The sequence below is a fragment of the Burkholderia sp. BCC1988 genome (assembly GCF_905339895.1).
Lineage (GTDB): Bacteria > Pseudomonadota > Gammaproteobacteria > Burkholderiales > Burkholderiaceae > Burkholderia.
In genome coordinates this window covers 144,483-166,668 of sequence record NZ_CAJPHA010000017.1, presented here as the reverse complement: position 1 = coordinate 166,668, position 22,186 = coordinate 144,483, and the positions used below count along the sequence as shown (strand labels likewise).

Annotated in this window: 19 protein-coding genes; 3 read left to right on the top strand and 16 right to left on the bottom strand. The window is 68.4% G+C overall.

Annotated elements, in window-relative coordinates; all coding sequences use genetic code 11:
• The 3 genes from U4012_RS24060 to U4012_RS24050 form a co-directional block, all read right to left on the bottom strand.
• Positions 1 to 1,332: an LLM class flavin-dependent oxidoreductase gene (locus tag U4012_RS24060; protein WP_321801976.1), complete on the bottom strand. Its 1,332-nt coding sequence runs from the start codon at positions 1,330 to 1,332 to the stop codon at positions 1 to 3.
• Positions 1,329 to 2,696 carry an MmgE/PrpD family protein gene (locus tag U4012_RS24055; RefSeq protein WP_321801975.1) on the bottom strand — a complete coding sequence of 456 codons (1,368 nt, stop codon included), beginning with the start codon at positions 2,694 to 2,696 and terminating at the stop codon, positions 1,329 to 1,331. The genes U4012_RS24060 and U4012_RS24055 overlap by 4 nt, the downstream gene beginning before the upstream one ends.
• Positions 2,697 to 3,141: 445 nt before the next feature.
• Complete coding sequence (locus U4012_RS24050) at positions 3,142 to 3,318, bottom strand: CsbD family protein (protein WP_124519856.1); 177 nt, start codon at positions 3,316 to 3,318, stop codon at positions 3,142 to 3,144.
• A gap of 234 nt (positions 3,319 to 3,552) precedes the next feature.
• On the opposite strand from U4012_RS24050, the gene U4012_RS24045 reads away from it, so the two are divergent.
• Positions 3,553 to 3,699: a DUF3096 domain-containing protein gene (locus U4012_RS24045; RefSeq protein ID WP_082088472.1), complete on the top strand. Its 147-nt coding sequence runs from the start codon at positions 3,553 to 3,555 to the stop codon at positions 3,697 to 3,699.
• A gap of 688 nt (positions 3,700 to 4,387) precedes the next feature.
• Positions 4,388 to 4,687: a hypothetical protein gene (locus U4012_RS24040; protein ID WP_044844263.1), complete on the top strand. Its 300-nt coding sequence runs from the start codon at positions 4,388 to 4,390 to the stop codon at positions 4,685 to 4,687.
• Positions 4,688 to 5,007: 320 nt separating this feature from the next.
• Here U4012_RS24040 and U4012_RS24035 read toward each other — a convergent pair whose 3' ends face one another.
• From U4012_RS24035 to U4012_RS23975, 13 genes are all read right to left on the bottom strand, one after another.
• Positions 5,008 to 6,228, bottom strand: coding sequence for a M20 aminoacylase family protein (locus U4012_RS24035; RefSeq protein ID WP_415750399.1), 1,221 nt, complete (start codon positions 6,226 to 6,228; stop codon positions 5,008 to 5,010).
• 36 nt (positions 6,229 to 6,264) lie between these two features.
• The gene (locus U4012_RS24030) at positions 6,265 to 7,734 is read right to left on the bottom strand and encodes an aldehyde dehydrogenase family protein (RefSeq protein ID WP_321801974.1); all 1,470 of its coding nucleotides are present in this window, start codon (positions 7,732 to 7,734) and stop codon (positions 6,265 to 6,267) included.
• 86 nt (positions 7,735 to 7,820) lie between these two features.
• Positions 7,821 to 9,146 carry an FAD-binding oxidoreductase gene (locus U4012_RS24025; RefSeq protein ID WP_321801973.1) on the bottom strand — a complete coding sequence of 442 codons (1,326 nt, stop codon included), beginning with the start codon at positions 9,144 to 9,146 and terminating at the stop codon, positions 7,821 to 7,823.
• Between the two features lie 2 nt (positions 9,147 to 9,148).
• The gene (locus U4012_RS24020; RefSeq protein WP_321801972.1) at positions 9,149 to 9,883 is read right to left on the bottom strand and encodes a cupin domain-containing protein; all 735 of its coding nucleotides are present in this window, start codon (positions 9,881 to 9,883) and stop codon (positions 9,149 to 9,151) included.
• A gap of 116 nt (positions 9,884 to 9,999) precedes the next feature.
• Positions 10,000 to 10,452, bottom strand: coding sequence for an AraC family transcriptional regulator (locus tag U4012_RS24015; RefSeq protein ID WP_321801971.1), 453 nt, complete (start codon positions 10,450 to 10,452; stop codon positions 10,000 to 10,002).
• 11 nt (positions 10,453 to 10,463) lie between these two features.
• Positions 10,464 to 10,592, bottom strand: a complete 129-nt coding sequence (locus U4012_RS24010; RefSeq protein WP_260444565.1) for a hypothetical protein — start codon at positions 10,590 to 10,592, stop codon at positions 10,464 to 10,466.
• A 25-nt stretch (positions 10,593 to 10,617) separates the two neighbouring features.
• Entirely contained in the window at positions 10,618 to 11,952 is a 1,335-nt protein-coding gene (locus U4012_RS24005; protein WP_321801970.1) for an FAD-binding oxidoreductase, read from the bottom strand.
• 153 nt (positions 11,953 to 12,105) lie between these two features.
• A complete protein-coding gene (locus tag U4012_RS24000; protein ID WP_321801969.1) occupies positions 12,106 to 13,980 on the bottom strand; it encodes an ABC transporter ATP-binding protein in 1,875 nt (624 codons plus the stop codon).
• Entirely contained in the window at positions 13,980 to 14,939 is a 960-nt protein-coding gene (locus U4012_RS23995) for an ABC transporter permease (protein ID WP_124487274.1), read from the bottom strand. The genes U4012_RS24000 and U4012_RS23995 overlap by 1 nt, the downstream gene beginning before the upstream one ends.
• A 30-nt stretch (positions 14,940 to 14,969) precedes the next feature.
• Entirely contained in the window at positions 14,970 to 15,923 is a 954-nt protein-coding gene (locus U4012_RS23990) for an ABC transporter permease (RefSeq protein ID WP_044844269.1), read from the bottom strand.
• A gap of 79 nt (positions 15,924 to 16,002) precedes the next feature.
• On the bottom strand, positions 16,003 to 17,586 hold the full coding sequence (locus U4012_RS23985; protein WP_044844270.1) for an ABC transporter substrate-binding protein: 1,584 nt from the start codon (positions 17,584 to 17,586) through the stop codon (positions 16,003 to 16,005).
• Positions 17,587 to 18,434: 848 nt separating this feature from the next.
• Positions 18,435 to 19,973, bottom strand: a complete 1,539-nt coding sequence (locus U4012_RS23980) for a methyl-accepting chemotaxis protein (RefSeq protein WP_321801992.1) — start codon at positions 19,971 to 19,973, stop codon at positions 18,435 to 18,437.
• A gap of 212 nt (positions 19,974 to 20,185) precedes the next feature.
• On the bottom strand, positions 20,186 to 20,854 hold the full coding sequence (locus tag U4012_RS23975; protein ID WP_044844272.1) for a haloacid dehalogenase type II: 669 nt from the start codon (positions 20,852 to 20,854) through the stop codon (positions 20,186 to 20,188).
• A 470-nt stretch (positions 20,855 to 21,324) separates the two neighbouring features.
• Here U4012_RS23975 and U4012_RS23970 point away from each other — a divergent pair, with 470 nt between their 5' ends.
• The gene (locus U4012_RS23970) at positions 21,325 to 22,185 is read left to right on the top strand and encodes a GNAT family N-acetyltransferase (protein ID WP_321801968.1); all 861 of its coding nucleotides are present in this window, start codon (positions 21,325 to 21,327) and stop codon (positions 22,183 to 22,185) included.
• The last annotated feature ends 1 nt before the right edge of the window (position 22,186 follow it).

Here is a 22,186-nt window from a genome sequence, read left to right as displayed (position 1 = left end):
TCAGCGCGCTGCGTAGCGGCTCGGCGGGCGCGCGAGCCCGAGATGGTCGCGCAGCGTCGTGCCCTCGTATTCGGTGCGGAACAGGCCGCGCCGTTGCAGTTCCGGCACGACCTGCCCGACGAAATCGTCGAGTCCGCCCGGGAAATACGGCGGCATGATGTTGAAACCGTCCGCGGCGCCGCCGTCGAACCATTCCTCGAGCGCGTCGGCGACCTGCGTCGGCGTGCCCCATACGATCCGATGCCCGCGCGCGCCGGCGACGAGATAGTAGAGTTCGCGCAGCGTGAGGTTCTCGCGGCGCGCGAGATCGGTGAGCAGCTTCGCGCGGCTCTTCAGCTGATCGGATTCGGGCAGGTCGGGCAGCGGGCCGTCGAGCGGATACTTCGACACGTCGTGGCCGAGACGGTCGGACAGCAGCGTCAGCGCGCCCGACGTATCCGTCCATTGCTGGAGCTGCGCATACTTGTCCTTGGCCTCCTGCTCGGTGCGGCCGATCACCGGAAACACGCCCGGCATCACGGCAAGCGCGTCCTCGGCGCGGCCGTATGCCGCGAGCCGACCCTTCAGGTCGCGATAGAAGGCCTGCGCTTCCTCGAGCGTCTGCTGCGCGGTGAACACGACTTCCGCGGTGCGCGCGGCAAGCTCCTGGCCGGGGCCCGACGAGCCGGCCTGAATCACGACCGGATGGCCCTGCGGCGGGCGCGACGCGTTGAGCGGCCCCTTCACGTTGAAGAAGCGCCCGGCGTGATCGAGCGTGTGCACCTTCGCCGGGTCGAAATACACGCCGCGCGCCTTGTCCCTGACGAGCGCGTCGTCGTCCCAGCTGTCCCACAGCCCCTTCACGACATCGACGAATTCGCCGGCCATCTCGTAGCGCTGCGCGTGATCCGGATGATTGCCGCGCGTGAAATTCGCGGCGGTGCGGTCATACGAAGTCGTCACGACGTTCCATGCCGCGCGCCCGCCGCTCAGGTGGTCGAGCGATGCGAACACGCGCGCGATATGGTAAGGCTCGCTATACGTCGTGGACGCGGTCGCCGCAAGGCCGATGTGCCGCGTATGCATCGCGAGCGCCGACAGCAGGCTCAGCGGCTCGAAGCGCATCGCCATCGACGGATGCGCGTCGGGGCCGCTCGTCAAGCCGTCGGCCAGGAAGACCATGTCGAACTTCGCGCGCTCGGCGGTCTGCACGACGCGGCGCAGCAGATCGAAGTTCTCGCTGCCGGATTCGGCATCGGGATGGCGCCAGCCGGCGACGTGGTGTCCTGCGCCCTGGAGGAACAACCCGAGGCGCATCTGGCGGCGGGAAGGTGTGCTGCGTTCGGTGCTCATGATTGAAGCGACGTAAAGGTGTGGAAAAGTCGGGCAAGATCGGCCGTGCTGCGCATCGTATCGATCAGTTCCGGGACGAACGCGAGTGCGGGATCGTGGGCGGTCGCGTCCGCGAACTTCGCGGCAAGGTCGTCGGCACCGACGAGGCGTTCGGTGCGTTGCCGAAGCGTGTCGCCGTTGCGCAGCGCAATCTCGACGACCGAGAAACGCGTCGCGGGATCGGTCGACGCGCGCGGCGCCGCGGCATCGTGGCGCCGCGTCACGCGTGCGGCGAGCGCGATCAGGTCGTCGCGCACGGGCACGTCGGCGAACGTCGCGACGCCGGGCGGCCCGTCCGTCAGTGCGGCCGCCACCGCGTATTCCACGCTGAAGCGCGCTTCGAGGCCGGTGGCCGGCAGTCGGTCCGACAGCGGCGTGTCGCCGCCCGGCGGGAACGTGACCACGATGCCCTCGATGTCCGCCGGCGCGATGCGGTGGCGCTCGCGCAGATCGAGCGCGGCCTGCACGGCGTAATGGGTTGCCGTGCAGCACGGCCACGGCTTGAAGTACAGGCCGGGCGACACGATCTGCCACGGCGCGCCCCAGTCGGCCAGCACGCGCGCCGGCTGCGACGCGCCGCCGCCGAACACGGCGAAGAATCCTTCCGGGCCGTCGAGTGCGCCCGGTGCGCCGGTCAGTCCGGCCTCGGCGAGCGCCACGGCGAACAGCCCCGCGCGCGCGGCAAGGCCCGCGTGCAACGGCTTGATCTCGGTGCCGAACTGCAGGCGCAGCCCGGCCGATTGCGTCGCGGCGATGCCGAGCGCGTTTTCGGTGGCCGCCGCATCGAGCCCGGCCAGACGCGCCGCGGCGGCGGCCGCGCCGAGCGTGCCGAGCGTCGCGGTGTTGTGGAAACCGAGTTCGTAGTGGCGGCTGCCGAGCGCGAGACCGATCCGCGCCATCGTCTCGACGCCGACGACGTAGGCGTCGAGCAGTTCGAGCGCGCTGCGTGCGCGCACCTGCGCGAGCGCGAGCAACGCCGGCAGCAGCACGGTGCCGGGATGGCCGCGCACGCTGCTGTGCACGTCGTCGTAATCGAGCGCATGGCCTGCATAGCCGTTGAGCAGCGCGGCATGTTGCGGCGACGCCGGTATCGCACTGCCGATCACCGCTGCGGCGCCGGCCGAATCCCGACCGCACGCCGCCAGCAGCTTGCGGTAACCGTTGTCGCGAGCGCCGGCGAACGCGGCGGCAAGGAAGTCGAGCAGGCCGCGCCGCGCGGCAGCGATGGCGGGCGGATTACGCGCGGGCTCGGCGCACGCGATCGCTGCGGCCAGCCGGCGCGTGACGTCGCCGGCCGTGCCGTCGGGATTCAAGTGGGGAGACATGTCAGCCGTTGGAAAGTCGCGAAATGCCGCAACGGGCGGCGCAACCGGGAACCTTCCGGTTCCTGCTCGCATGGGAGCGTTGGATACTAGCGAAGCATCCTTGCGTGCCCAACCAAGTATTCGAGCTTTCGATATCGCGTATTCAGCGTTGCTTGAACGGGGGGCGACGAGTTCGCTCCCATGAGCGGTTCCCCGTACGTAAACAGTGCCGTTGTGTGAACGGGTTTTCGGCGGACTGACCTTCGTAGTCGGCTCACGCTGGCGACGGTGTCCCGCCCGGCCCGTGTCAGGCCGGCTGATGATTCGTTCATCAACGAATGGACCGCTGCCGATCGGCAGCTCGCCCAACTGGCGGAGCAATTCGGGGTTCATTACTTACCGCCTCACCTGCGTTGAGCGAAGCCAGTGCCTATGGCTTCCAGTTCGGTGTCTCCCACGTCAGGCTCTATTGCCGCTTCTTGAGTCGCTCCTTCGCATCGCCGAATGATGCCTGTGTCTTGCCGACGATCTGTTCGGCCTTGCCCGTCAATCTGTCCGTTGGATTTCCCACGACCTTGCCAACCAGCTCCTTCAGTTTGCCCTTTGCTTCCCTGAGGCGGCCCTTTACCTGATCTTTGTTCATGAGTTTCTCCTTGAGGCTGACGGGTGCGCGAACCGCGAATGCCGATCCGGCACGCTGAGCGAATCGCGATGAAAACGTCGGTGCAGGCACGGCGCTTGCGACGGCTGAAGCGTTCGCGCTTGTGACCAGCGAGTTGACGGTCGAAGGCTGGACGCTCGCCGGCTCGCGCGTCTGTAACGGGTGCCGGAGGCAAGGCAGGCTGTGGCCACTCGTTGCCAATCTTGCGGAGGAAGCATGAATATCGTCACTAGCGCCGGCCCGCTGGTTTCGCTGATCGCCGGCATTCTCATCCTCGTGGTACCGCGCCTGCTGAATTACATCGTTGCGCTCTACCTGATCATCATCGGGCTGCTCGGTCTGTTCGGCGGACGTATCCATTGAATGGACATGAGCACGAGATAGCCGGTTACGGACGCGCATCAGTCCATCGTGACGCCATGCTTGCGTTCACGGCGGCGAACACCGCCAGCGCAATGAGCAACACCTATGCCGTCTGCACGTGGATGCGTAACCGAGAAAGACGACGCCATGGCGCGTCTTTCCTTGACGCAATGACTCGCCGCCTCTGCGCCGGGCGGCCTGATGCGGAAAACCGTGATCCCGACGAGTGCGCGCCTTCTCGCAACGCGGTGCAGGGGCTTCCCTTCGGATAGTTGTGATATTCGACCCGACATCGCATGGCGGGAACGGGTAATCTTCACGCCCCTCGATCGCAAATTCGATTCCCCCTGGTCAGACTTTTCCCCGTTTCCCTCCATTTCGTTTCAATTCGATGTAAGTGTTCCTTTGTCGGATCGGAACCGAAATGACGAGTGCGCCGTACACCTGTCCGCGTGTGCGTACGCTTCGCGTCATCATGCTCTGTACTCCTTCCCTTTAAGCGTCGCACTGTGCCTCGAAGCGATTGCATGTCAAATCCGCAGCGACGATGACGTCGTGCGTGCCGCCGCCGGATGGGTGCTGGCTGCGAAGCGACGCGGGTGGCGTGGTTGACATAGCAACGAAGCGCTGCCGCCCCGTTTGGGAACGAATCGTGCGCGTTCTCCGGTATTGAATGGAGGACAGCGCTATGAAGCCCATGACCATTGCAAACCGCCGAATTCTGGCGACACTCGTGGCAGGCGGCGCGCTCGTCGCGGCCGGCACGGCCTTCGCGCAAACCTACGTCGTACCGCCACCGAGGTACGAGGAGCCCGCCCCGGCGCCGGGTGTGTCGGTCACGATTGGCATGCACGGCGACCGCTACTGGGACGGCCATCGTTACTGGGAGCACGAGGCATGGATGCATCGTCATCCGCGTGAACGTGATCCGTGGCGCGAACACGAACACGAGCATGAACACATGCACGAACACGAGTATCGTGAATAGCGACGACGGGCCACCGGAAACTGCGGAGACCTCTCCGGCTTGACACGCTCGTTGCTTGCGCACGGACTTGCCTGATCGCTTCGGACCATTTCAGTCCTGGTTCGTGCGCACGGCGATTCGCCGTCCACCGCCTTCGCTGAACAACCTGCCGAAGGTCGAGCAACCGGCGCGCGCGGTCGGCATGCACGAAAGCGCCTGTCTCGCGCGTTTCGCGGGCAACCTCGGACCGACGATATTCGAGTCTCCGCGGTACGAGCGCCTGCGAATCGCGCGGTCTCAGCCGGATTGGATTGGACGTCGCCCGCCGTTGCGGCACGCACTCACGACGATCGCGTGAAGTAACGCTGTGCCAAGGCGACCCAGTAGCGAACGCCGGCCGGAATGATGTCGTCGTTGAAATCGTACGTCGGGTGATGCAGCGCCGGCGCGGCCGCTCCCGCCGGCGCGTTGCCGATCAGCACGTACGCGCCCGGGCGCTCCTCCAGCATGAAGCCGAAGTCTTCGGACGTCATGTTCGGCGGCACGTCGGGGTGAAGCCGCTCGTCGCCGAACGTGTCGCGAATCACAGCTTCGCAGAGTGCGGTCTCGGCCGGCGTGTTGACCGTCGCCGGATAGTACTGAAAGAACTCGACGTCGACGTGCGCGCCATAAGCCGCGGCCAGCCCTTCGCACACGAGCCGGACGTCGCGCTGCAGTTGTTGCTGCAATGCCGACGACAGCGTGCGGATCGTCCCGCGCAACTCGGCGTTGTCCGGAATGACGTTGTCCGTCGTGCCCGCATGGAACATGCAGACGGAAATGACGGCTGGGTCCACCGGATCCTTGTGCCGCGCGGCAATGGTCTGACACTGCAGCACCATCGAACAGGCGAGCGGCACGGGGTCGATGCCCAGGTGCGGCTGCGCCGCATGCGCGCCCTTGCCCGTCACCGTGATCCTGAATCGGCAGCCGGCGGCCATGATGGCGCCGGTACGCAACCCGAACTGCCCGGCCGGCAAACCGGGCCAGTTGTGCATGCCGAACACGGCTTCCGTCGGACATTGCGCGAACAGCCCGTCGTCGATCATCTTGCGCGCGCCGGCGCCGCCCTCTTCCCCGGGCTGAAACACGAAATGCACGGTGCCCGGCAACTGCGGCAGGCCCTTCAGGATGCGCGCGGCGCCGAGCAGCATGACGGTATGCCCGTCATGCCCGCACGCATGCATGACGCCTTGCGCGCCCGATGCGTGCGCGAAGTCGTTGGCCTCCTGGATCGGCAACGCATCCAGGTCCGCGCGGAGCACGATTCCGCGGCCCCGGTCCGCACCCGGCAGGCTCGCGACGACGCCCGTGCCGCCCAGCCCGCGCGACACCGCATAGCCGAGATCTTCAAGCTCGCGGGCGACGACGTCGGCCGTCCTGTATTCCTCGAACCGCAACTCGGGATGCGCATGCAGGTCGCGACGCAAGGTCGCCCAGTGCGCGCAATGGGCTTTCAGGGACGTCTCGGGGAGGTCGGAATTATCCAATGTCGGCACCTTCGGAAAGTAGACGGCTTCCATTCTGTACTGCGGCCGCGCTCGCACGCAGCGGCTACGTCAATCGCCAAAACCCACGATCGACTTGACCTCCATGTACTCCTCCATCCCTTCGATCCCGTACTCGCGGCCGTTGCCCGACTGCTTGTACCCGCCGAACGGTGCCTGAGGATCCCACGCCGGGTAGTTCAGATGGACCTGACCCGAGCGCAGGCGCGCGGCCACCGCGCGCACGCGTTCCTTGTCGGTGCCCTGCACATGCGCGCCGAGCCCATAGACCGTATCGTTCGCGATGGCGACGGCCTCGTCGACGGTATCGTAAGGCAGGATCGCGAGGACCGGACCGAAGATCTCCTGCTGCGCGATCGTCATGTCGGTGCGGACGTCGGAAAACACGGTTGGCCGCGCATAAAAGCCGCGGTCGAATCCCGCCGGCCGCCCGGGGCCGCCGGCGATCAGTTTCGCCCGTTCGTCGAGGCCCGCGTCGATCATCTGCGCGACCCGGCCGAACTGCGCGCGATTGGCCAGCGGACCATGCGTCGTCGTGTCGGCGAACGGATCGCCGACGACCAGCTGCTGCGTTGCCGCGACGGCCAGCGCCTCGACGCGGCCCAGCACGCTGCGCGGCACGATCATCCGGGTCGGCGCGCTGCACGACTGGCCCATGTTGCGGAACGCGGCGGCGACGCCCGGCGCGATGGCGCGCGACAGGTCCGCATCGGGCAATACGATGTTCGGCGACTTGCCGCCAAGTTCCTGCGCGACGCGCTTGACGGTCGGCGCCGCGGCCTGCGCGACCAGCACGCCGGCACGCGTCGACCCGGTGATCGACACCATGTCGACCTCCGGGTGCGACGCGAGCGCCGCGCCCACTTCGGTTCCGCTGCCGCTCACCAGGTTGAACACGCCGGCGGGCACGCCCGCATCGGCGATCACTTCGGCAAACAGCAACGCGCTGAGCGGCGACAGCTCGCTGGGTTTCAACACCACCGTGCAGCCTGCCGCGAGCGCCGGGCCGACCTTCGCCGTGATTTGATAGATCGGCCAGTTCCACGGTGTGATCAGCGCGCACACGCCGATCGGCTCGCGCACGATCGCGGTCGTCCCGCGCCGTGTCAGGAACGGGTAACTGGCCAGATTGTCGCGCGCGACGCGGATATGTTCGGCTGCGAGCGGCACATGGGCGCCGCGTGCGTAATTGATCGGCGCGCCCATTTCCATCGCGAGCGCGAGCGCGAACCGTTCGGCACGCTCCAGCATCAACGCGTGAACGCGGTCGAGCAGTGTGGCGCGTTGCTGCGGCGAAGTCGCGGCCCAGCGCTCGAAAGCATTGCGCGCGGCCTGCACCGCGCAGTCGGCGTCGCGTGCATTGCCGAGCGGGATCTCGCACAGCGTGTCTTCGGTGGACGGGCTGACGACCGCGAACCGGTCGCCGCCGTCAGGCAAGACCCAGTCGCCGTCGATGAAGAAGCGCTCCAGCCTGCCGGCTTCCATCAGGTGACGAACCGGTGAATCGATGGGTGAATGCATTGCGGGGTGTCCTTGAATCGATACCATGCACCGGCGAACGGCGGAAGCCCGGAGGCCGCCACCATCGTCCGCGAGACGGCCTCACACTAGAAATCGGCAACCTTGCCCCAGGCGGAATCGGCGAACCGGCCCGGCTGATACGGTACCGGGTCCACGATCGGCGGCGCCCCGGTGGCGAGATCCGCGATCAGGTGACCGGCGCCGGGGCCGATGCCGAAACCGTGTCCGGAAAAGCCTGCCGCCAGGATCAATCCCGGCACGCCCGGCACTTCGCCGATACCCGGGACGCCGTCCGGCGTGCTGTCGACGTACCCGGCCCATGCGTGCGTGATCGTGGCTTCGCGCAGTTCGGGCAGCAATTCGACGGCACGACGATAGGTTTCGGTGACGGTCGGCATGTCGGGCTTCGGATCGAGGATGCGCACCGCCTCCATCGGGGTCGGCGCATCGAGCCGCCACCGCTTGAGCGTTTCGTGGCCGCCGCGCATGCCCTCGAGGCCGCCCGGCAGCAGATTGCGCCAGCGCTTCGCGAACATCGGCACGAACTGCGGGGCGAACCGCAGGAACTGCGGCGTCACGTCCACGCGCGCGCGGCCGCTGATGGCCAGCGCGTAGCGTCCGTCGTCGCGGCGCGTGACGGACACGCCGGAGGTGTACAGCGCGTCCGGCAAGCGCTGTTCGACGGGCGACACGCTCAGGATCGACTGACGGATCGACGCCTGCGGAAAGCGGATGCCGAGCTGGCGGCAGAACGACGACGCCCACGCGCCGCCGGCGAGCACGACCGTCTTCGTCCTGATGACGCCGGCCTCGGTGACCACGCCGCCGACGCGCCCGCCCTCGAGTTCGATCCCGCGCGCAGCACACTGCTGGTGGACGCTGCCGCCCAGCTTCATCAGTGCAGCCGCCACGGCCGGCGCGGCCTTGCCCGGGTCGGCCGTGCCGTCGGTCGGCGAGAACACGCCGCCCTTCCACTGCCGGCCCGTCACGCGCCCGCGCTCGCCGGCCTGCTTGCTGTCGAGCATGTACGTCGTCACGCCCGCGGTCTTCGCGAAGTCGCCCCAGCTGGCCCAGCGGGACAGCTCGGCCTCGTCATTGCTCAGATACAGCAGCCCGCAGCGATGAAAGCCCGTGTCTTCGCCGGATTCGGCGGCGAATCGTTCCCACAGGTCGATGCTCTTGCTCGCCATCGGCAATTCGCGCGCGTCGCGGTTCTGCTGCCGGCACCAGCCCCAGTTGCGGCTCGACTGCTCGGCGCCGATGCGGCCCTTCTCGACCAGCGCGACCGACATGCCGCGCCGGGCGAGGTAGTACGCGGTAAAGACGCCGATGATGCCGCCGCCGATCACGACGACGTCGGCCGAGGCCGGCAGCGTGGGCGAGGTTTCGATAAGGCGCAGCGGAGGGGACATGGTCAGTCTCGTTCGGTGGATACGTGGACGTTCTGCACGACGTAGAATTTCGCCACGCGCTCGCTGCTTTCCCACCCGATCGACGCGCCGCGCGGCACGAACAGCGCGTCGCCGGCGCCGAGCGACAGCACGCTGCCGTCGGGCGCCGCGAACCGGACGCTGCCGGCCAGCAGGAGCATGAACTCGTTCACGCGATGCGGGCGAACGATCCGGTGATACGGCGTCGAATCCCACGTGCCCGCGCAGTACGCGGCGCCGTCGTCGACGAACACGTTGTCGCTGCGGCATTGCGGCGCGGGGCCGAGCAGGACCTCCGGCGGCAGCGTCGCGGACGGCTTGAAGTCGGCGTCGGCACGCAGCGCGAACACGCCGCGCTGCGTCGGTGTCGCGCACGCGGCCGCGCAGAACGTGAACAGCACGCGCGATGCCGCGGTGACGCGCAGCGCCGTGCCGCCGCCGATCACGGCCCCTTCTCCCGGGCCCAGTACGAGCGGTGCGGCGCCGGCCGCTTCGAGCGTCAGCTCGCCTTCGATGATCGCGATGGTTTCGATGTGCGGAAAGCTCGCCACGTCGAGTTCGCCGGCGAAGGCGATACGTCCGGCGGCCATCGCGTCGGGCCCTTCCCAGGCGATCTCCCGATGGCGCGCGAACGGATCGTTCGCGCCGAACGCCTGCTGGCGAAACGCGGTTGACGAAGGTGCGCCGTCGGCACGGTGCAACACGAAAGCTGCGGTCATTTCTGCTCCTGTGCAGTGCGCGGCGGCCGGGTTGAAAACCGTCGCGCGATATCGGAAATGGTCGTTCGCCGGCGCGCTCGCCGGCCATCCGTCAGGCGTGCCCGTCGCCGTTGCGCCTACGCGGCGTGACACGACGCTGCGCGGCGCTCGGTGTGCGCGCGCATCGAAGACGGCCGCGCAGGCGTGCCCGGCCGCGCGACCACGTAATCGCGCGGCGTGATCCCGAGTACCCGCCGGAAATGCCGGCACAGGTGGCTCTGATCGAAGAAGCCGACCTCGGTCGCGACGACCGAAGGCGCGAGGCCGGCGCGCAGCAAGTCCTGCGCACGCCGCACGCGCACGAGGCACAGATACCGGTGCGGCGACAACCCGACTTCGCCGCGAAAGCGTGCGGTGAAACGCGACACGCTCAATCCGGCCACCGCCGCGAGCGTGTCGAGGTTCAGCGGCTGCGCGAATGACGCATCGATCGTGCGCAGCACGTCGCCGATCGCCGGCGATACGGGCTGCGGAACACGCGGTGCGCGAGGCGTCGCGCCTTCGTCCGCGTCGTGGAACAGGGTGACCATGCTCGCCGTCCTCATGCGGCCGCCTGCGCGGCAGCGCGCGGCGCGGCGCCGGGCGCGCCCGGCCCGGCCATCGTGTCGCCGCCGGTCCCGTCGCGGCGGCCGTTGCCGGCGGCGAGCGGGCAAACGAATCGTGCGGTCATATCCAATCCTCCGGGGGCAGTCGCTTCAGTGCAGGAAATCCTGGATCCGGTAATACGCGCCGACGATCGGCAGAAACCACGCGTGCCCGAAATGGCCGGGCATCGCCGGCCATTCGAGGTCGCGCCACGGATTCGACGCGGCGGCGCCGTACAGCACGTCGGCCATCACGCGGCCCATGTGCACCGACATCTGCACGCCGTGGCCGCTGTAGCCCATCGAGTAATAGAGCCCGTCGTGCTGGCCCGCGCGCGGCAGCCGGTCGGCGGTGATGTCCACCAGCCCGCCCCAGCAGTAATCGAGCCGCACCTTGGCCAGTTCCGGGAAATACCCGGCCATGCCGGCGCGCAGGATGTCGCCGCTTTTCGCGTCGGAGCGCGGGCTCGACATCGCGAAGCGCGCGCGGCCACCGAACAGCAGCCGGTTGTCGGGCGTCACGCGGAAGTAGTTGCCGATCTGGCGCGACGTCACGTAGGCGCGGCGCTGCGGGAACAGCCGGTTCAATTGCGCGTCGGGCAGCGGCTCGGTCACGACGATGAAGCTGCCGACCGGCGCGATGCGCCGGCGGAACCAGCCGAACGGGCCGTGCTGCGATGCGCCGGTCGCGACCAGCACGCGATCGGCGACGATCCTGCCGCGCGTGCAGGTGATCGCGTGGCGCTCGCCGTCGAGCCGCTCGAGCTGCGTGACGGCCGCATGCTCGTACACGCGTGCGCCGGCGCGCACGGCTGCCTGCGCAAGCCCGACGCCGAACTTGCCCATGTGCATCTGCGCGCCGTTGCGCTGCAGGAGTCCGCCGTAGAAACCGTCGGAAGCGACTTCGTCGCGAATCCGCGCCGGCTCGATCAGTTCGATGTCCGGATCGACATCGCGGCGCAACGCGTCGAAGGTCTTTTCGAGCCCCGCGAAATGCTGCGGCTTCGCGGCGAGCTTCAGCTTGCCCGCCCGCCGGAAATCGCAGTCGATCGCGTGCTCGGCGACGATCGTCTCGACGCTCTTCACCGCGCTTTCGTACGCGCGATAGAACTGCTTCGCCGGCTCCGCGCCGATGCGCGCGGCCAGCGACGCGTAATCCTGTGCGACGCCCGTGTTGCACTGGCCGCCGTTGCGGCCGGACGCTTCGCCCGCGACCTGCGCGGCTTCGAGCACGACCACCGATACGCCGCGCTGCGCGAGCGCCAGCGCCGCCGACAGGCCGGTGAAGCCGCCGCCGATCACGACCACGTCGGCGCGCCCTTCGACGGGCCCTTCGCAGCCGGCGCGAAACGCGGGGCGGGTATCCAGCCAGTACGATTCGAATTTCATCGGATTCTTCTCGAGCATGTCGGCGACGACGATCGGCGGCCGTTCATGGGAAATCATTTAATCACCATCAAAAACCGCAGTTGCCGCGTATTCGCGCGCGGCACGCGCACAAAGCGCCGTTTTGCGCGACCGCCGCAGCAGACTATGCGGTGCGCCGTTCGCCGCTTCACTTGCCACGTCGCGCGCGGTGAACTTCCGGCGTGTCGCGCGCTACAGCTGCACCGGCTGCTCGGGCGCGGCACCCACCGGCGCCGGCTCCGCCTGGAAGCGCGCGAGGTCTTCCTCGCTGCGATGGCACAGCACCTGCGCGCCGTTGCCGAGCGTGCGCAGCGCCGGTGCCGTCCGGTTGCAGACGCCGTCCACGCGCATCGCGCAGCGCGACAGGAACGGACACAGCTCGGCGTCGTTCTCGCGCTCGCCGATCGGCACCAGCGGCCGGTGGCAACGCTCGGCCGCATCGTCGAGCCAGCCCGCGCGCAGCTCCGGCGCGGACGACACCAGCAGATGCGAATACGGGTGATAAGGCGGCGCGCACAGCGCGTCGCGGCTACCGGTTTCGACACGGCGGCCCGCGTACAGCACGACGATGTCGTCGCTGATCGCGCGCACCTTCGCGATGTCGTGCGTGATGAACACGTACGACACGCCGAGCTTCGCCTGCAGGTCGCGCAGCAGATCCATGATCGCGGCACCGACGACCGTATCGAGCGCCGACGTGACTTCGTCGCACAGGATCAGGTCGGGCTCGGCCGCGAGCGCGCGCGCGAGGTTCACGCGCTGCTTCTGCCCGCCGGACAGCTCGCCGGTACGCCGCGAGGCCACCGCGGGCGGCAGCCGCACGAGTTCGAGCAGCTCTGCGACGCGCTGCCGCGCACGCGCGCCCTTGATCCCGTGATAGAACGCGAGCGGCCGCGCGAGCGTGCGCTCGACGGTATGCACCGGATTGAGCGCGGTATCGGCGTTCTGGAACACGATCTGCACGCGGCGGTGCTGCTCCTTCGTGCGCTTGGCGATATCGAGCGCGAGCGGCTCGCCGTCGAGCAGAATCTTCCCGGCCGCCGCCGGGACCAGGCCCGCGATCACCTTGGCGAGCGTCGTCTTGCCCGAGCCCGATTCGCCGATCACGCCGACCGTCTGCCCGCGCCCGATGCGCAGGTCGACTTCGTGCAGGATCAGCTTCGCGGGCCAGCCCTTTGCCGTCCGGCCGCCGTAACCGGCGACCGCACCACGCACGTCGAGCAGCGGCGCCGGTTCGGCCGGCGCCGGTTTCTCGTCGCGTTGCGCATCGTTCGGCGTGACGGCCGCGATCAGGCTCTGCGTGTACGGGTGCGCCGGCGCATGCAGGATCTGCCCGGTCGCGCCGGCTTCGCGGATCACGCCGTCGCTCAGCACGACGATCCGGTCGGCCATCTGCGCGACCACCGCCAGATCGTGCGACACGTACACCGCGCTCATCCCGTAGCGCCGGATCACGCTCTTGAACGCCTGCAGCACGTCGATCTGCGTGGTCACGTCGAGCGCGGTGGTCGGCTCGTCGAGGATCACGAGCTCCGGATCGGTGATCAGCGCCATCGCGGCCATCAGCCGCTGCAGCTGGCCGCCCGACACCTGGTGCGGATAACGCTTGCCGATCGTCTCGGGCTCCGGCAGCGCGAGCGCGCGGAACAGCTCGACCGCCTTCGCCTGCGCGTCGCGCTTCGTCATCGTCTTGTGGATCAGCGCACTCTCGATCACCTGGTCGAGAATCGTGCGCGACGGGTTGAACGCGGCGGCCGCGCTCTGTGCGATGTACGCGACCTTGCGACCGCGCAGCGCGGTCAGGCCTTGCGCGGACAGCGTGCAGACGTCCGTGCCGCCGATCTTCACCGCGCCGCCGGCGATCCGGCAGCCGGTGCGCGCATGGCCCATCAGCGACAGCGCGATCGTCGTCTTGCCGGAGCCCGATTCGCCGATCAGCGCGAGCACCTCGCCGCGCGCGATCTCGAAGTCGACGCCGTGGACGATCGTCGTTTCCTCGCCGCCCGGCCGGCCGCCGACCACGCGCAGCCCGCGCACCTCGACGAGGGGAGTCGATTCATCTCGCATCAGTGTTCTCCCGCGGCCGCGGCCGCGCCCTTGCGGCGGCCGCGATGCGGCAGGCCATCGATCAACAGGTTGACGCCCACCGTCAGGATCGCGATCGCGACCGCGGGCATGATCGCGACGGCCGAGCCGTCGCCGAGGCTCGCGATGTTCTCGCGCACGAGCGAGCCGAGGTCCGCGTACGGCGGCTGCACGCCGAGCCCGAGAAAGCTCAGGCCGCTCAGCAGCAGCACGACGAACGTGAAGCGCAGCCCCGTATCGGCGAGCATCGGATGGATCATGTTCGGCAGCATCTCGACACAGGCGATGTACAGCGCGCTCTCGCCGCGCGCCCGCGCCACCTGCACGAATTCGAGCGTGCTGATGTTGACCGCCAGCGCGCGTGCGATCCGGTACGAGCCCGGCATGTAGCTGACCGCGGCGGTGAGGACCAGCAGCGGCAGCGACGAGCCGAAGGCCGCGACGAACATCAGCGCGAACATCTTCGACGGAATCGACGTGAGCGCGTCGAGCAGCCGGCTCATCGTCTCGTCGACCGCGCGGCCCGACACGGTCGCGAGCAGCCCGAGCGTCGTGCCGGTCAGCGCGGCGAGCAGCACGGCCGCGAGCGCGAGCAGCACGGTCAGCCGGGTGCCGTACAGGATCCGGCTCAGCATGTCGCGGCCGAGGAAGTCGGCGCCGAACGGCAGCTTCGCGCTGAACGGCGCGAACACGTCCGGCGTGACGATCGCGCCGACGTCGTGCGGCGCGAGCAGCGGCGCGAACACCGCGATGAACAGCATCAGGCCGACCATCGACAGGCCGATGCGGCCGCCGGTCGTCAGTCTGATGCGCGCGGCGCGGCGCTTGCGCGGCTGGTCGGGGGACGGCGCGGCGGGCGGCGTCGCGCCTCCCGACGGCGAGCGCGGTTCGCCTGACGGCGGCAGCGCGCTGCTGCGATGAACGGGTTCGGTCGGGTGCATGATCGGCATCTCGGAAGGTGGGCGGGACGCTCAGGTCCGCAATCTCGGGTTCGACACGATCGAGCAGAGGTCGGCGAACAGCACGAGCGTCAGGTAGGCGACGCAGAAGATCAGCGTGCAGGCCTGGACCAGCGGGAAATCGCGATTGCCGACCGCATCGACCATCAGGCTCGCGAGGCCCGGATAGTTGAAGATCGTCTCGACGACGATCACGCCGCCGAGCAGGTACGACAGGCTCAGCGCGATCGCATTGGCGATCGGCCCGATCGCGTTCGGCAGCGCATGGCGCAGCACGACGCGCGCGGGGCTCGCGCCCTTCAGCACGGCCATCTCGACATACGACGCGCTCAACTGCTCGATCACCGCGGCGCGCGTCATCCGCGCCATCTGTGCGATCACGACCGCGCACAGCGTCAGCACCGGCATCGCGTACGCGCGCAGGAAATCGTGCAGGCTCTCGATCGGGCCGCTGTACGACAGCGCGGACAGCCAGTGCAGCTTCACGGCGAGCACGAGCACGGCGACGGTCGCGATCAGGAACTCAGGCGTCGCGACGAGCGCCAGCGTGCCGAGGCTGATCACGCGGTCGACCACCGACTCGCGCTTGACCGCCGCGAGGATGCCGAGCAGCAGCGCGATCGGCACCGACACGGCGGTCGTGATCGCCGCGAGCGCGAGCGACTTCGGCAGGCGCCCGCCGATCATCGCCGACACCGGCATGTCGCCGGACAGCGAACGGCCGAAATCGCCGTGCAGCAGCCCGGTGAGCCAGTTCAGGTAGCGCACGTGGGCCGGCATGTCGAGGCCGAACTGCTGGCGCAGCGCGGCGACCGTCTCGGGCGTCGCCGACTGGCCGAGCGCGGCCTGCGCGGCATCGCCCGGCAGCAGGTTCGTGATCGTGAAGATGATCGCGGACACGATCAGCAGCGTCAGCGCGGTGACCGCGATGCGCCGGCCGATCAGTCCAAGCAGGATTCGATTCATGAAACTTCACTCCCGTAAAGGCCGCGTGCGGCCGGCGCGGCAATCCGCACCGGCCGCACGGCGGCGGCACGCGCCGGCGTCAGGCGTTCCACCACACGTGCTCGGCGAACATGAAGCCCATCATCCCGCCGGTCGGGATCGAGCCGAGGCCCGCGATCCGCTTGTCGTAGCCGTCGAGGAAGCTGATGAAGGCCGGGATGCCGACCCTGCACTGCTGCGCGACGAGCACCTGCATGTCGCCGTACATCTGCTTGCGCTTCGCGTCGTCGGTTTCCGAGCGCGCGGCGAGCAGCAGCTGGTCGAACTTCGGGTTCTTCCAGCCCGACTCGTTCCACGGCGCGTCCGACTTGAAGAACTGCGTGAACAGCACGTCGGCGCTCGAACGCGGGTTGATATTGCCGAAGCCGAGCGGATGCTTCATCCAGTGATTCGACCAGTAGCCGTCCGCCGACACGCGGTTCACCTGCAGGTTCAGCCCGATCTTCTGGCCGGCCTGCTGCAGCAGCACGGCCATCTCGATCGACCCGTTCGCGTCGGAGGTCGCATAGATCGGCGGCAGCGCGGCGCCCAGCGCGCCCGCCTTCTGGAACAGGAACTTCGCCTTGTCCGGATCGTACGGCCGCTGCGGCAGCGACGCGTTGAAGTAGCGATGCCCCGGCGGGATCGGCTGGTCGTTGCCGATCACCGCGTAGCCGCGGAACACAGCCGAGCGGATCTGCTCGCGATTGAACAGGTACTTCATCCCTTCGACGAAATCGGGGTTCGCGACGATCGGGTTGTCGCTGCGCATGATCAGGTCGGTATAGAGCCCCGACTTGGTTTCCTGCAGCGCATAGCCCGGCGTCGACGCGACCCGCTGCGTCGAGCGCGGATCGATCGCGTTGATCAGGTGCACGTCGCCCGACAGCAGCGCGTTCAGGCGCGCGGCGCTGTCGCTGATGCCGATCAGCTCGATCTCGTCGAGGTACGGCATCCCCGGCTTGAAGTAGCTGTCGTTGCGCACGCCGACGGTCGACACGCCCGGCTTGAACGACTTCAGCTTGTACGGGCCGCAACCGATGCCGGTGCTGAAATCGGTCGTGCCGTCCTTGACGATCACGAGTTGCGGCGTCGCGAGGATCACCGGCAGATCGGCATTCGCGCTCGCGAGCACGAGCGTGACCTCGTCCGGGCCGCTCGCCTTCGCGTCGGCGAACTGATCGGCGAGCGGCTTGACCTTCGACGCGGTGGCCGCGTTCTTGTGGCGCATCAGCGAGTACACCACGTCGGCCGGCGTGACCGGCTTCCCGTCGTGGAACGTGACGCCCTTGCGCAGCTTGATGATCCACGTCTTCGCGTCGGTCGTCTGCAACGACTGGGCGAGATTCATCTGCGGCGTCAGGCTCGCATCGAGCTGCGTGAGGCCGCTGTAGAACATGAAGAAACGAATGTAGTCGGCGCCCGTCGAACCCTTGGCCGGGTCGAGCGTATCGGCCGTCGAGCCCGATTCGTTCGCAACCCGAATCTTGCCGCCGCGCTTGGGCGCGGGTGCCGCAAAGGCAGTCCCGGGTTGCATCAGCAGCCCGCCGGCGCCGGCGGCCATCATGCCGCTCGCCGCCATGACCCGCATCATGTCGCGGCGCGTGAAGCCGCCCTTGCTGCCGTTGTCGATATCGTCGCTCATCCGAACTGCTCCTGACTGTGGAAAGTGGGTCCTGGGGTCCAGCGTGGTTCGAGAATCCCGTCGTGCCCGTGTGCTGGTCGCGGGCGCGACGTCGTGCGCATTGAGTTCATTTAAGCATCGCCAAAATGCGGGTTATCGCGATTCGGGGCGGCTGCACGATACGATTCGACCGTTTTGGACCGCCCGCGCAGCATGATTTGCTGCGTGACCACGCGTACCGCCATCGGCTCGATGCCGCGTCGCGACCGCTGCGCGATACGTGCGCGACGAAGGAAATCGTAAAGTGATACGCGCGGCAGATTGCGCCGACAAAATTGGCCGCGCGGCATCCGAAACGCGTTCGACACTCGCAAACCGCATGTTTGTGTGGAATGCGCGCTCGCGGCCCGCGGCGCCCGGTGCGACCGGAACGTCGCGCGCGCACCGGACGGCGGGCGCCGGCCGCGAGGACGCCCGGCGCATGAAAGGTCAGGAGATTTCCGCGACGTCGAAGCGGCTTTGCCGGACGACGGGCGGACAACAGGGATGCGGCCGGATGATCCGACGCCGGGCGCGAACCCGTGACGGGCCGTCAAGCCGCGACTCCCCGCTGCGACGCGGTCGGCGCCGGCAGGTTGGTGAGCACCACGCCGAACACTTGCCGGCGTGGCGTCAGGAAAACGAGGTGATGGCGTTGCCGGCGGGTGCGCACGCGGCGGCCAGCAGTCGGGCGGTCAGGCGGTCAGGCAGTCAGACGTCGAGCAATCAGGCAGTCGGGCAGTCGGGCAGTCGGGCGGTCACACGGTCACGCAGTCACGCAGTCACGCAGTCACGCAGTCAGACAGTCAGACAGTCAGACAGTCGAGCAATCAAGCCGTCAGCCTGAACACCGATACGGCGGCCCTCAACCGTGCCGCCTGTTCATCCAGCGAGGACGCGGCCGCGGCGGCCTGCTCCACCAGCGCGGCATTCTGCTGGGTCACTTCATCCATCTGCGCGACCGCCAGGCCGATCTGTTCGATGCCGGTACTTTGCTCGGCGGATGCCGCGGTAATCTCGCCCATGATGTCGGCGACCCGGTCGATCGACCGGACGATCTCCGTCATGCGCGCGCCGGCCGTCTCGACGAGCCGGCTGCCGCTGCCGACCCGCTCGACCGACACCTCGATCAATCCCTTGATGTCTTTCGCGGCCGCCGCGCTGCGTTGCGCGAGCGAGCGGACCTCCGCGGCCACGACCGCGAACCCGCGCCCTTCCTCGCCGGCCCGCGCGGCTTCGACCGCGGCATTGAGCGCGAGAATGTTGGTCTGGAACGCGATGCTCTCGATCACGACGGTAATGTCGGCGATCCGCACCGATCCGTCCGAAATCTGCCGCATCGTTTCGACGACTTCCCGCACGGCCGCGCCGCCGAGTTCGGTCGCCTCCTTCGCGTGGGTCACGAGCGCATTCGCCTGACGCGCATTGTCGGCATTCTGTTTGACCGTCGACGTGATCTGTTCCATGCTGGCGGCCGTTTGCTGCAGCGACGCGGCCTGTTCCTCCGTGCGCTGGGACAGGTCCAGGTTGCCTTGCGCGATCTCGCCGGTGCCGACGGCAATCGAGCGGGTCGTGGTCTGGATGTCGGCGATGGTTTCGGTGAGTCGCGCCTTCATGTCGCCGAGCGCGACGAGCAGGCTGCCCGGCGCGGCGCGCGCCGTATCGAACTGCACGTCCAGTTCGCCGGCGGCGATGCGGGCCGCGATCCCGGCCGCCTGTGCGGGCTCGCCGCCCAGCGTCCGCCGGACGCTGCGCAACACCCCCCACGCGATCGCCGCGAGCGCCGCGGCGATGACAAGCGTGATGGCGCCGAGCACCTGCGCGAGCCGCGCAAACGCCGCGTTGATGTCGTCGTAGAAGAATCCGGTGCCGATCCACCAGTCCCAGTCCGGAACGGCGACCACGCCCTGGAGTTTCGGCTCCACGTCCGCGTCCGGGCTGCGCTTGATCAGCACGTCGACGAGCGCGAAATGCGCCTGGGCCATTCCGGCGCGGTAAGCCTCGCTGTCGGTCAGGCCGCTGGTCGTGCGGTTGCCCTTCGCGCGGGTGCCGATGAACTTCGCGTTCGGATGCACGAGGTTGACGCCGTCGGATGTCGTCACCCAGTAGTAGCTCTTCGAATTCGCATTGAGCGCGGACAACGCGGCCTTGGCCTGCTGCTGGGCCTGCTCCCGGGTGAGCGTTCCGCTCGCCTGCATCGCGCGATACGAGTCGACCAGATGCTCGGCTTTGGTCAGCAGAATGACGATCTCGTCACGACGGCTGTCGATCAGCGCGTCGCGCAGCGTGTGCAGCGACATCGCGGCGAGCAATGCAACGCCGAGCAGCGCCGCGACGACGAGCATCAGCAGTTTCGTGGACAACTTCATGCGGGGGCCTCGCGATATTAACCGTTCGGTACATATATCGGCTCGGACGGCCCCGCCTTGAATGGCGCCGTATCGGTAATTACCCTTGGTTCGTGCGGTGAGCGAACGCGTAAAGCGGCAAGGCCGTCGCGCCCCCTCATGGCCGATCTCGACGGGCATGCCGGCACGGCCGCGCACGCAGCGCACGCCGCCGCGCGCCGGCGCGGCGACGCTTACAGCCCGAGCTGCGTCGCGAGGTGGCCGATGTCGGACACCTCGTAATAGTTGTAGAACGGCGTGCCCGGCTCGTGCCCGCGATTGACGAACGCCTTGTGCTTGATGCCGAGATCCTCGGCCGTCATCAGGTCGTAGCGCAGGCTCGACGACACGTGCAGCACGTCCTCGGGCTTGCAGCCGAGCTTGCCGAACATGTATTCGAAGCCCTGCATGCGCGGCTTGTACGACTGCGCCTGCTGCGCGGTGAACACCGCATGGAACGGCGCGCCGAGCTTGTCGACGTTGCTCATGATCTGCTCGTCCATGGCGTTCGACAGGATCACGAGCTTGTACTTCTGCGCGAGCCGCGACAGGCCGGCCGGCACGTCCGGATGCGGGCCCCACGTCGGCACCGCATGATAGAAGCGCTCGGCCTCGGCTTCGTCGAACGGCGTGCCGATGCGCGCGCAGGTGCGCCGGATCGCGTTGACGACGACGTCGCGGTACGGCTTCCACGCCCCGAGCACCTCGTCGAGCCGATAGGCGGCGAACGCGCGCACGAAATCCTCCATCGCGACCGGCGACAGCCGGTCCGCGTAGATCTCGCGCGCCAGGTCCGCCATCTGGAAGCGGGTCAGCGTGCCGTAGCAGTCGAACGTGATGAACTTCGGTTCAAATTGGATCATGGTGAGGTCCTGTCGGTATGAAACCCCGGCAGGGCCGGGGACGGGCTGGGTTCAACGCAATTGAATCAGGGCAAAAAATCCGTCGCGCATCGTTCGACGCCGGTCGAAACGCAGATTCGCCGCGTGTTGCAGGCCGCGGGCAGCACGATCTGCGGCACGGCCGCGCGCGGCGCCGCGGGCCGCCCGGCATGCTTCGCGCAACCGCGGCGCGCCAACTACCCGGCGGGCCCGGCGCGGCTCGCCCGGGCGGCGCCGCTGCAGTTCCATCGTAGTGTCATTCCCACAGCAGAAGCTGTCGGATTGGCGGGCCGCGCCGGCATGAAGCGCGCGTTCGCGCGCGCCGATCGCGCCGGTTTGCGTCGATCTCGCCCGGCCGCCCGCCGTCGCCGGAAAACAGGCGAATCGTCCTATCCGCGCCGCGGTGTCGCTGGCAGAGTCGATATGTCATTCCTACCCATCCGGAGTCCGGCGTGTCCGATCTCAACCCTTCCAGCACGCTCATCTATCGTCCGTTCACCGACACCGACCTGCCCGCCGCGCATCGTCTGTCGGAAGCGGTCAAGTGGCCGCACCGTCTCGACGACTGGCGCTTCGCGCTCCAGCTCGGCCACGGCTTCGTCGCCGAAGACGAAGGCGGCATCGTCGGCACCGCGCTCGGCTGGCGCTTCGGCGACGCGCACGCGTCGCTCGGCATGGTGATCGTGTCGCCCGAGCGCCAGAGCCGCGGCATCGGCCGCGAACTGCTCGCGCGCGTCGTCGACAGCCTCGGCGCACGCACGATCTTCCTGCATGCGACGCCGTCCGGCGAACCGCTCTACGTGAAATTCGGCTTCGAGGCGATCGGCACGATCGACCAGCACCAGGGTGCCGCGTTCCAGCCGCCGCTGATCTCGCTGCCGCCGGGCGAGCGCCTGCGCCCGCTCGGCACCAACGACGGCCCGCGCCTCGCGGCGCTCGCCTCGCGCGCGGCAGGTTATCCGCGCGACGCGGTGATCGATGCGCTGCTCGGCGTCGCGAACGGGATCGCGCTCGATCGCGACGGCGAACTGCTCGGCTTCGCGCTGTTCCGCCGCTTCGGCCGCGGCCATGTGATCGGCCCGGTGATCGCGCCCGACGCGCTGCGCGCGCAGGCGCTGATCAGCCACTGGCTCGCGCTGCACGAAGGGATGTTCGTGCGGCTCGACGTGCCGGGCGACAGCGGGCTGTCGGACTGGCTGCAGGGGCTCGGGCTGCCGCGCGTCGACACGGTCGTCGCGATGGCGCGCGGCGCGGCGCCCGCGCGCGACCCGGCGCTGCGCACGTTCGCGATCGTCAACCAAGCACTCGGCTGAG